This is a genomic window from Dietzia massiliensis, from assembly GCF_018390595.1.
GTDB lineage: Bacteria > Actinomycetota > Actinomycetes > Mycobacteriales > Mycobacteriaceae > Dietzia > Dietzia massiliensis.
This window is the reverse complement of sequence record NZ_JAHBAV010000078.1, coordinates 1-10,207: the sequence shown is the minus strand read 5'-3', so window position 1 is coordinate 10,207 and position 10,207 is coordinate 1. Positions and strand designations below refer to the sequence as shown.

Annotated in this window: 11 protein-coding genes; 5 read left to right on the top strand and 6 right to left on the bottom strand. The window is 70.9% G+C overall.

Translation table 11 applies throughout. From position 1 onward, the window contains the following. On the top strand, positions 1 to 1,095 hold a 1,095-nt coding region (locus tag KHA85_RS15225), incomplete at its 5' end, for a D-alanyl-D-alanine carboxypeptidase family protein (RefSeq protein WP_213186452.1). Positions 1,096 to 1,164: 69 nt separating this feature from the next. On the opposite strand, the gene KHA85_RS15220 is transcribed toward KHA85_RS15225, so the two are convergent. Then, a complete protein-coding gene (locus KHA85_RS15220) occupies positions 1,165 to 1,761 on the bottom strand; it encodes a TetR/AcrR family transcriptional regulator (RefSeq protein WP_213186451.1) in 597 nt (198 codons plus the stop codon). A gap of 259 nt (positions 1,762 to 2,020) precedes the next feature. Between KHA85_RS15220 and KHA85_RS15215 the strand changes: the two genes are divergently transcribed. From KHA85_RS15215 to KHA85_RS15200, 4 genes are read left to right on the top strand one after another with little or no spacing between them, the layout of a single operon-like run. Next, positions 2,021 to 3,175 carry a flavin reductase family protein gene (locus KHA85_RS15215; protein ID WP_213186450.1) on the top strand — a complete coding sequence of 385 codons (1,155 nt, stop codon included), beginning with the start codon at positions 2,021 to 2,023 and terminating at the stop codon, positions 3,173 to 3,175. 40 nt (positions 3,176 to 3,215) lie between these two features. Then, the gene (locus KHA85_RS15210; protein ID WP_213186449.1) at positions 3,216 to 4,472 is read left to right on the top strand and encodes a fatty acid desaturase family protein; all 1,257 of its coding nucleotides are present in this window, start codon (positions 3,216 to 3,218) and stop codon (positions 4,470 to 4,472) included. 44 nt (positions 4,473 to 4,516) lie between these two features. Further along, positions 4,517 to 4,780 (top strand): hypothetical protein, encoded by a 264-nt coding sequence (locus tag KHA85_RS15205; RefSeq protein WP_213186448.1) that lies wholly within the window; start codon positions 4,517 to 4,519, stop codon positions 4,778 to 4,780. 56 nt (positions 4,781 to 4,836) lie between these two features. Beyond that, positions 4,837 to 5,844, top strand: coding sequence for an RNase H family protein (locus tag KHA85_RS15200; RefSeq protein WP_213186447.1), 1,008 nt, complete (start codon positions 4,837 to 4,839; stop codon positions 5,842 to 5,844). 65 nt (positions 5,845 to 5,909) lie between these two features. Here KHA85_RS15200 and trpS read toward each other — a convergent pair whose 3' ends face one another. The 5 genes from trpS to KHA85_RS15175 all read right to left on the bottom strand — a co-directional run. Next, a complete protein-coding gene (trpS, locus tag KHA85_RS15195; protein WP_213186446.1) occupies positions 5,910 to 6,956 on the bottom strand; it encodes a tryptophan--tRNA ligase in 1,047 nt (348 codons plus the stop codon). Positions 6,957 to 6,983: 27 nt separating this feature from the next. After that, positions 6,984 to 7,457 (bottom strand): PPOX class F420-dependent oxidoreductase, encoded by a 474-nt coding sequence (locus tag KHA85_RS15190; RefSeq protein WP_063974168.1) that lies wholly within the window; start codon positions 7,455 to 7,457, stop codon positions 6,984 to 6,986. A gap of 108 nt (positions 7,458 to 7,565) precedes the next feature. Continuing rightward, complete coding sequence (locus tag KHA85_RS15185; protein WP_082904707.1) at positions 7,566 to 8,420, bottom strand: exodeoxyribonuclease III; 855 nt, start codon at positions 8,418 to 8,420, stop codon at positions 7,566 to 7,568. 116 nt (positions 8,421 to 8,536) lie between these two features. Then, the gene (locus KHA85_RS18355; protein WP_213186445.1) at positions 8,537 to 9,448 is read right to left on the bottom strand and encodes an ImmA/IrrE family metallo-endopeptidase; all 912 of its coding nucleotides are present in this window, start codon (positions 9,446 to 9,448) and stop codon (positions 8,537 to 8,539) included. 187 nt (positions 9,449 to 9,635) lie between these two features. Next, positions 9,636 to 10,207 (bottom strand): hypothetical protein (locus KHA85_RS15175; RefSeq protein ID WP_213186444.1); only part of this gene is annotated, 572 nt, incomplete at its 5' end.

Sequence of the window (10,207 nt, the reverse complement as noted above, 5' to 3'; positions counted from 1 at the left end):
GGCGGTGACGCGCTGGTCGGCTGCGACGTCGTGGCCCCGAACGGTTTCACCACGCCCCGCGACGTCACGGCGAGCGCGTGGATGATCTCCGACCTCGACACCGGCGAGATCGTCGCCGCCCGCGACCCGCACGGTCGCTATCGCCCCGCAAGCCTCATCAAGACGCTGCTCGCCACGGTCGTCCTGGACGCGCTCGACCCAGAATGGATCGTCCACGTCACCGATGCCGACCTCGAGGGGGCCGAGGGCAGTCTCGTGGGCGTCGGCCCGGGCGGTGCGTACTCCGTCAAGCGGCTGCTCAGCGGGCTGCTCATGTCGTCGGGCAACGACGCGGCCGTGGTGCTGGCCCACCAGATGGGCGGGATCGAGCAGACCCTCGAGGCGATGAACACCCACGCCGCGGCGATCGGGGCGCGCAGTACCTACGCGGCCACGGTCAACGGGCTCGACGGCCCCGGCATGATGTCCACCGCCTACGACATGTCGCTGATCTTCCGCGACGCGATGACCCGTCCGGCGTTCGCGGAGATCGTCGCCACGCAGTCCACCGGATTCCCCGGCTATCCCGCCGGCGAGGGCGCCGGCCCGCCCGACCCCGCCGAGGCTCCGCAGAACACCGGGCCGACCCTCCGCCCGGACGGCGTCACCGTCAACCCGGGCTTCGTCGTGGGCAACGACAATCAACTGCTCTACAACTACCCGGGCGCGATCGGCGGCAAGACCGGCTTCACGGACGACGCCCGCCACACGTACATCGGCGCGGCCGAGCGCGACGGGCGGCGGCTGGCCGTGGTGCTGCTCGACGGCACCCGCGTGCCCGCGGCCCCGTGGCAGCAGGCGGCATCCCTGCTCGACGCCGCCTTCGCCACCGACAGCTCGGTGGGGACACTGGGATCCGGAGAGCAGGACGCGTCCGGCGACGCGACGTCTCATCTCGCCTCCGGGCCGCTCGGCACGGCGGGGCGCCCGGGCGCAGCCGACACGGCGGACGTCGGCGGCTCGGTGCTGGGGCGCTACGGGCCGTGGTTGGCGCTCGGTGCGGCCGGACTCGTGGTGCTGGCCGGCGCGGTGCTGGCGCTCCGCTCGCGACGCTGAACGCGGGGGCGCCGGCCGGAGTGCGATACGGGGGCGCCGGCCGGGTGGCGCTGATCGCGTGGGCCGTGCTCAGGAGACGGCGGCGCCGGCGAGGATGACCCGCAACCGCGCCGTGCACTCGTCGCGCGCGGTCCGCGCCGCGTAGCCGACGGAGACCTCCACGAGGAGTCGGAGGAGGACGACGACGACGAGGTCGGCCGCGATGTCCACGGCGGTGCCGTCCGCTCCGGACAGCGTCTCGAGCCGGCCCAGGGTGATCCCCAGCCGACGGCGCGCGGAATCGACGGCCGCCGTGAGGACGCGGTGATCGGGGTGAGCGGTGTCGGCCAGTCCGCGGGCGAACATCCCCCAGGTCTGCGGATCCCGGGTCGCGGCGTCGGCGGCGAGGCCCGGCCAGTCGGTCGCCGGGTCCTCCGTCGGGGTGGCGACCAGCTCGTCGACGAACGACCCGAGCACCTCCGCCGCGCCGGCCGCGAGTTCGGAGGCGAGGTCGTCGACGGACTCGAAGTGGCGGTAGAACGCGGTGGGCACGATGCCCACCTCGCGGGCGAGTTCGCGGACGACGAGTCCGGTGAACCCGCGGGACGCCACCGCGTGCCGGCCCGCCTCAACGATGAGTGCACGGGTGTGCCGCTTCTGCTCCGCTCGCGTCCTGGGGGTCGTCACAGGTCCGATCCTATCGGCTATCTGCTGAGACCGCGCAGCCCGGTGGCGTCCGCGCGCAGTGGCGCCTCCCACTATCGCGGGGGGCTTTTCATTTCAGAGAACGTCTGTACACTCACACTCGTCCGGTGGTCGAACCGGGCGGACGCGCCCCCTGGACGCGACCACGCCCCACGAGGGCGTGTGGCGCGAGGACCACACAGGGGCGAGCGCGGCCGACGGTGCACGACCACACCGACCCACACTTTCCACGGAGGTCCCCATGACCGCCCCGCCCCTTCGCCGACTCTTCTCCCGACGCCTCACCCGCACCCTGCTGACGCCGCATCCGGTCGAGCACTACGTCCGCTCGCTGGGCGTGGCCTGGTCGGACGACCCCACCGGCGCGACGGTCGTGGCCGTCGACCGGCCCGTCCCCGACGTCACCGTGCTCACCCTGCGACTGCCCACCGGCGTCCCGAGGCCCGCCCCCGGCGGCGCGCTCGAGATCGGCGTGGTGATCGACGGCGTCGTCCACCGCCGCCACTACTCCCCCGTCGACCCGGCGTCCCGCGCCGACGGGCTCGCGACCATCGCCGTCCGTCGCCATCCCGGCGGCACGGTCTCCGAGTACCTGTGGGCCGACGCGGCGGCCGGGACGCGACTGCTGCTCGGCAACCCGGCCGGGGAGATGGCGTTGCCCGAGGTCCGCCCGGCCGACGTGCTCCTGGTCAGCGGCGGTAGCGGCATCACGCCGATGCTGGCGATCGCCTCGACCCTCGCCGCCGAGGGCCACTGCTCGGCCGGGGATTCCGGCGCGGCGCGCGAGCCCGGCGCGGACCGCAAGGCCGGCGCGGACGGCCGCCCCGGCCGCGTGGCGTGGTTGCACTACGCCCGCCGCGTGCAGGACGTGCCTTTCCGCGACCGGCTCCGCGAGTTGTCGCGCGCGGGCATCGACCTCCGCGTGGTGCCCACCGCCGAAGGGTCGACGCCCGACGGCCTGGCCGGCCACCTCAGCGCCGAGCACCTCGAGGCGATCGCTCCGTGGCACCATGACGCGACCGTGTTCCTCTGCGGCCCCGAGCCCCTGGCCGGCGGGCTCGAGGAGACGCTCGGCGCGGAGCGCTTCTCCGGCGTCCTCCGCGAGCGCTTCACCGCCTCGACCGGGCCGGTCCCGGACGGCGACGGCGGCACGGTGACCCATCTGCGCAGCGGCGTCACCGCCCGCAACGAGGGCACCACCCTGCTCGAGGGTGCCGAGGCGGCGGGGTTGAGCCCGCAGCACGGGTGCCGCATGGGCATCTGTCACACCTGCACGGCCGTGCGTCGCTCCGGCGCCACGCGCGACCTGCGGACCGGCGAGGTCGACGCCACGCCCGACTGCCACGTCCAGATCTGCGTCAACGCGCCCGTCGGCGACGTCGAGATCGAGCTGTAGACACCACCAACCGGACACCAACCCGGAAAGGAACCACATCATGGCTCTCCTGCAACTCCCCACCCTGCGCCCCAAGAAGTCCGCGACTCCGAAGAAGGCGGCCGACAAGGCGGCCGACAAGGCGGCTGGCAAGGCGGCTGGCAAGGCGGCCGGCACGCCCGAGAAGAAGTCCGCTCCCACTCCCGAGCCGATCGTCCTGTCCGCCGAGTCGGTGGAGATCATCGGACGCGAGCTCGACGCGATCCGCGACCGGATCGTCGCCGACCTCGGCACCGCCGACCGCGACTACATCCTGCGTGTGGTCCGCACCCAGCGCCGCCTGGAACTCGCCGGGCGCGGCCTGATGTTCCTCGGCTTCCTTCCGCCCGCCTGGCTGGCCGGGGTCGCGGCGCTGAGCGCGTCCAAGATCCTCGACAACATGGAGATCGGCCACAACGTCATGCACGGTCAGTACGACTGGATGCGCGACGACATGCTCCACTCGTCCAGCTTCGAGTGGGACAACGTGTGCCCCTCCGACCAGTGGCGGCACTCGCACAACTACATGCACCACACGTACACCAACATCCTCGACCTGGACCGTGACATCGGCTACGGCATCCTGCGGATGGAGTACGAGCAGAAGTGGACCCCGCTGCGGCTGGGCAACCCGCTGTACGCGTTCGCGCTGATGATGCTCTTCGAGTGGGGCGTGATGCTCCACGACCTGGAGTACGACAACGTGCTCAAGGGCAAGCGCAAGTGGTCCGACGTCAAGGGACTCGTCGCCGGCTGGTGGCGCAAGGTGCGCGGCCAGGTCACCAAGGACTACCTGGTCCACCCGGCGCTGACCGGTCCCCTGTTCCCGCTGACGTTCGCCGGGAACCTCACCGCGAACCTCGTACGTAACGTGTGGGCGTTCTCGGTGATCTTCTGCGGGCACTTCCCCTCCGGTGCGCAGGTCTTCACGCAGGAGGAGACGGCCGAGGAGACCCGCGGCGAGTGGTACGTGCGCCAGATGCTGGGCTCGGCCAACATCTCCGGCAGCCCCTTCATGCACCTGGCGACCGGAAACCTCTCGCACCAGATCGAGCACCACCTGTTCCCGGACCTGCCCGCGCACCGCTACCCGGAGATCGCGGACGAGGTGCGACGCATCTGCACCGAGCACGGCCTGCCGTACACGACCGGCCCGCTGTGGAAGCAGGTCGCCTCGGTGTGGGCGAAAATGTTCAGGCTGGCCCTGCCGCTGCCGCCGAAGCCGGAGGACGCGCCCGCCGTGATCATCGAGCGCAGGAAGACTCCCGCCGCGGCGTGAGGCGCGGGTACCGTCGTGGGCACCATCGTCGAAGGGAGCGGTCCGTGAGCGACTTCGAACGCAACAAGGACCAGGTCCAGGCGGGTGTCCAGGCCGGGGCGTCGCTGGTGGGTCGGATCGCCGTCATCATCACCGACGCGGTCGGGTCGATCGCCAAGGAGATCGGCGACTTCGTCACCGAGGGCATCGAGATGCGCGAGGCGGCCCGCGTCTCCCGCCGCGAGGAGCGGCAGCGAATCGCCGACGGCTCGCGGGCCGATCAGGACGGCGTCGACACCCGCTCCGTGGACGACGACCCGCGGGGCTGACCGGCGACCGTGGCCGGTGCGCTGTGGCGCCGGCCACGGTGGCAGGATCGCATGTCGTGACGATCATCGCCGCCGCGGACGGCTCCGCTCTCGGGAACCCCGGCCCCGCCGGTTGGGCCTGGTACATCGACGACTCGACCTGGCGCTGCGGCGGCTGGAAGCGCGGCACCAACAACCAGGGCGAGCTCACCGCCGTGCTGGACCTGCTGCGCCAGACCGCGCACGTCGACGAGCCACTGCACATCCTGTGCGATTCGCAGTACGTCATCAACTCGGTCACCAAGTGGATGAAGGGCTGGAAGCGCAAGGGCTGGAAGAAGGCCGACGGCAAGCCCGTGCTGAACGTCGAGGTGATGAAGGCCCTCGACGAGGCCATGCAGGGGCGCGAGGTGACGTTCGAGTGGGTCAAGGGCCACGCCGGCCACGAGCTCAACGAGAAGGCCGACGCCCTGGCCAACGGCGCCGCCAAGGCGCACTCGTCGCGCAAGGAGCCCGAGCCCGGACCGGGTTTCCCGGGTGCGCAGGACGTCGGCGCGGGCGAGGACCCGGCCGTTCCCCCCGCCGCGGGTGGTGGCGCCCGTCGGTCGCCGTCCGCGGGAGCGTCGGGGACGAGCGGGGCGACGACGACGAGGTCCGCGGCCGAGTCCGAGCCCGACCTGTTCTCCCTGGACGCGAACACCTCGGCCGGTCCCGCGGGCGAGGACGGGAGTTCCTCCCCCGCCGGCCCCGCGATCGAGGACCTCGTCGTCGACCTCGAACGCTCCCTGTTGACCGACGCCGTCCGCCGGGACCGCCGCACTCTCACGCGGCTGCTCGACGTGCGGTGGCGGCAGGTGGACGCCTCGGGCCGCACCCGCACCCGCCGCCAGCTCGGCGACGCGGACGAGTCCGTCGAGGACGTCGATTTCGAGGTCGTCGAGACCCAACGGCTCGGCGACGACGCGGTCCTGGTGCTGTGGCGCGCGACCGCCCCCGGCGGCGAGGTCTCGCTGGGCAGCTCGCTCTGGCAGCGGTTCGGCGACGACTGGAAACAGGTCTACCAGCAGGCCACCCGCGAGGCCTGAGGCAGCGTCGGCGTGTCGACCGCGCTACAGATGTTGTATGGTCGGCGGCCGCGCCGGCGCCCGGGTCAGCCCCGACGCGGCGCGGTGAACCCGACGGCCTGGTAGACCTGCGACAGGACCGGGCCGGCGACCGCGCGGGCCTTCTCCGCGCCGTCCGCGAGGATCCGCTCGAGCTCGGCGCGGTCGGACATGTACTCGTCGAACCGCCCGCGCAGCGGGGTGACGAACGCCTCGAGGGCGTCGGCCGTGTCGGTCTTCAGCGCGCCGTAGCCGGCCCCGGCCGCCTGGTAATCGGCGACGATGTCGGCGATCGCGCGCCCGGTGAAGGCGGACTGGATGGCCAGCAGGTTGGACACGCCGGGCTTCATCTCGCGGTCATAGCGGATGTTCCCGTCGGAGTCGGTGACCGCGCTGCGGATGCGCTTGGCGGAGACCTTGGGATCGTCGAGCAGGTTGACGATGCCCTTGGGGTTCTCGCCGGACTTGCTCATCTTGGCGGTGGGGTCCTGCAGGTCGTAGATCTTGGCCGAGCCCTCGAGGATCTTGCCCTCCGGCACCACGAACGTCTTCTTGTAGCGGGAGTTGAACCGCATCGCCAGGTCACGCGTGAGTTCGAGGTGCTGGCGCTGGTCCTCCCCCACCGGCACGAGGTGCGGGCGGTAGAGCAGGATATCAGCGGCCATGAGCACCGGGTAGGTGAACAGGCCGACGGTGGTGCCGTCGGTGCCCTGCTTGGCGGCCTTGTCCTTGAACTGCGTCATCCGGGCGGCCTCGCCGTAGCCGGTGATACAACCCAGGACCCAGGCGAGCTCGGCGTGCTCGGGCACGTGCGACTGCACGAACAGCACCGAGCGCGCCGGGTCCACGCCCAGCGCGAGCAGCTGCGCGCAGCCGCGGAAGACCCGCTCGCGCAGCTCCTTGGGATCCTGCTTGACGGTGATCGCGTGCAGGTCCGGGATGAAGTAGTAGGCGTCGTAGTCGTCCTGCAGCTCGACCCACTGCCGCACGGCGCCCAGGTAGTTGCCGAGGTGGTACGAGTCGGCGGTGGGCTGGATACCGGACAGGACACGCTGACGCTTGGCAGGAGCTGCGGAGGAGGACGGCTCAGACATGGCCATCATCATCCCACGCGGCCCCGATCAGCCTTCCGCGGGCGGTGCCATCTCCGGAGGGAAACCGCCGGTGGCGATCGGACCCCAGTCGTCGATCGTCACGCGGATGAGACACTTGCCCTGGCGCACCATCGCGGCGCGGTACTCGTCCCAGTCGTCGTGCTCGCCGGCGACACTGCGGAAGTAGTCGACCAGCGGCTCCACCGCGTCGGGCAGGTCGATGATCTCCCCGCGGCCGTCCACGTGGACGTACGGGCCGTTGAACTCGTCGGACAGCACGCACACGCTCACCGCGGGGTCGCGCCGGATGTTGAGCACCTTCGCCCGCTGCGGATAGGTGGCCACGGTGAGCCTGCCGTCGGAGTCCACGCCGCACGTCACCGGTGAGGACTGCAGGCCCCCCGACGACTTGCGGGTGATGAGGACGGCGCGGTGACGCGGGCGGAGGAACTCCTCGAGTCCCGCTCGATCAGGGTGCTCAGCGGTCGCGTACTTCGGCATGCCGCCGAGGCTACGGGTCCGCCCGCCACGCGGCATCCGCGATCGCGGGCCCGCCCGGGTGCGGACGCCCTCGTCGTCGTCGTCGTCATCCTCGTCGCCCCGGCGCCATCACTCGTAGACGACGGTCACCGGCGCGTGGTCGGACCACCGCATGTCGTACGCCTCGGCGCGGTCCACCCAGTCCTTCACGGCGCGGTCCACGAGGCCGTCGGAGACCACCTGGTAGTCGATGCGCCAGCCCGCGTCGTTGTCGAACGCCTTACCGCGCTGGCTCCACCACGAGTACGGGCCCACCTCGTCGGGGCGGCGGTGCCGCACGATGTCGGTCCACCCGCTGCCGTCGGCGAACACGTCGGACATCCACTCCCGCTCGTGCGGCAGGAAGCCCGAGCTCTTGTGGTTGCCCTTGTGGTTCTTCAGGTCTTCCTCGCGGTGGGCGATGTTCCAATCGCCGCAGATGATCATCTCGTGCCCGTCGCGGCTCTTCAGCTCGGCGGCGCGCTCGGCGAGGAACTCCCGGAAGGTCCCCAGGAACCGGTCCTTCTCGTCCTGCTTGGGCGTGTTGGCCGATCCCGAGGGCAGGTACAGGCTGGCCACGGTGACGGTCTCCCCGTCGACCGCGCCGGGGTAGACGGCCTCGATGTAGCGGCCGGACTCGGCGAACTCCGGATCGCCGTAACCCACGCACACGTCCGACGGCTCCTGACGGGACAGCAACGCCACCCCGGCGCGGCCCTTCATGGACGACGCCGAGCCGATGAGGTGCCACCCCGCCTCGAGCGCGGGGGCGAGCGCCTTGCGGGTCTGGTCCTCGTCCGCGCGCACCTCCTGGAGGGCGACGACGTCCGCCCCGCTGCTCTCCAACCAGGGCAGGAATCCGAGGTTGGTCTCCGAGCGCTGCTTGACGGCGGCGCGGATCCCGTTGACGTTGACAGTGCTGACGGTGAGACTCACGGCCGCCATCGTAGCCACCCCCTCCAACACGGCCGGGCCGGGATCAGGCCGCCTCCGACCGCCGGACCCAACCCGGGGCACCGGTGCAGCGGCAGTGTCGGACGTCGTGCCACTGGAAACCGGGGCTAAGCGCCCCCGACGACCAACCGGAGCCCACTCGCGTGACGATCGCCCTCATCCGGCTCCGTGCCCGGAGTGGAGGGAGCACCAGGTCGAGCCACGGCAAGGAGTTGGCCGAAGGTGAGGGTGTTTATGTCGTCAGGCGAGAGTCCGGTCTCGGCTGCGAGATCCTCCACGATCGACCGCCCCAGGATCTCCCTGGCGGCGTCGAACACCTTGGATCGGGGCCACGGCATCGACGAGCCCGGTTCCGCACGTCGGAAGCCCCTCGCCGAGAGATCGCGGAACATCTTGGTGATCGAGGAATCCCCCACCACCCCGGCCCGCCGAAGGCCCGAGACGTACGCCATCGCGGACACACCCCATCTGAGCTTCCCGGCGATGAGCGGGTCCAGTCCCACCTCTGGCAGTCCCTCGCTCTGCAGCGTGAGCGTCGGGAGGAGAAGCTCGGACGCGAACGCATCGGCCTCTTTTTCGCACTCGGCCGTGGGATATGGCTCATGTGCGTGGAGAACGAGATGGCCGAGTTCGTGGGCGAGGTCGAATCGCGATCGCTCCGGGGTTTTCAGGCGGGAGAGGAAGACGTATGGACGGCCGTCACGCCACAGGCTGAAGGCATCGACGTCGGCGGACCGTCCCTGCAGGCCCATCACTCGCACCCCGTGCGCCTCCGCGAGCTGCACCAGATTCGGCAGGGGTCCCGGACCCAACGTCCATGCCGACCGCAGCACTCGTGCGGCCTCTTCCGGATCGCCCACCTCGGACAACACCGGCACATCAACCCGGGGCAATGTCAGGCGCCTCGCGAGCGCGCTGTAGAACTCGATTCCGACGAGCCCGTCCCCCGCTGCCGCAGCTCGCGTCGACGTCGACGCCGACCGACGCGATCGAAAGTAAATCAAATCCGGCTCAAGCACGTCCGGCTCGTCCAGCTCGAGAAAGGCCCGCGATACCCCTGTCGCTGCCGAAAGGGCGCCCAATCGCCCCACCGGAACGCCCGTGGCCTCCCATGTCCGAACCGTCGACCCCGCGACTCCCACCACGTCCGCCAGTTCTCGCCGGGTCAGACCGGCGCGTACCCGGGCGAGGGCCAGCCTGGATCCATCAGCCTTCTCCTGCGGCGTGGATCTCGAAGTCGACGTCGTCGAACGCGGAGACATCGGTCGCCCTCACTTCCATGGCCGAGAACTGCATGGGGGTATCGATGATTGCACGGTCGCCCCACCGGGTCACCTTGCCACCCTCGATATCCAGCGGGAGCGACACCTCAGCAACGCTCGCCTGCGTCCCGATGTCGTGCCGGTACAGAAGCATCCACGTCTGACACGCACCCGCTCCGTCTCGGTTCGACTCCACGTCTATGTCCAGAGCCAGTTGGATCTGCTGATGCCGCCCGGGATCGTTCGATCGGACGTGTTCTTCCACGGCACGCCCCTTCGGGTTGGACGTCGACGGAATCGCCTCGGAGTCACCGGTACCCGAGTCGCCGCTCGCCACGATGAGGCGCACACGCCCGTCCGGCGACACGATCGTGGGCAGATTCTGCTTGTCCGCCAGCTTCCAGCCGTCGGTCGCCAGGTGGCGCCGGATCGACGCGACCGTCCCTGCCCAAGCGTAGAAACCCGGAGCGATCTTCGGCGCCGCGGGATCGAGGGCGAGCCCTTCGGCGAGACCGT

Bases quoted from the DNA above. Each gene is read 5' to 3' on its own strand.
- KHA85_RS15215 (WP_213186450.1), top strand. From the start codon at position 2,021: ATGACCGCCCCGCCCCTTCGCCGACTCTTCTCCCGACGCCTCACCCGC.
- KHA85_RS15210 (WP_213186449.1), top strand. From the start codon at position 3,216: ATGGCTCTCCTGCAACTCCCCACCCTGCGCCCCAAGAAGTCCGCGACT.
- trpS (WP_213186446.1), bottom strand. From the start codon at position 6,956: ATGTCTGAGCCGTCCTCCTCCGCAGCTCCTGCCAAGCGTCAGCGTGTC.
- KHA85_RS15190 (WP_063974168.1), bottom strand. From the start codon at position 7,457: ATGCCGAAGTACGCGACCGCTGAGCACCCTGATCGAGCGGGACTCGAG.
- KHA85_RS15185 (WP_082904707.1), bottom strand. From the start codon at position 8,420: ATGGCGGCCGTGAGTCTCACCGTCAGCACTGTCAACGTCAACGGGATC.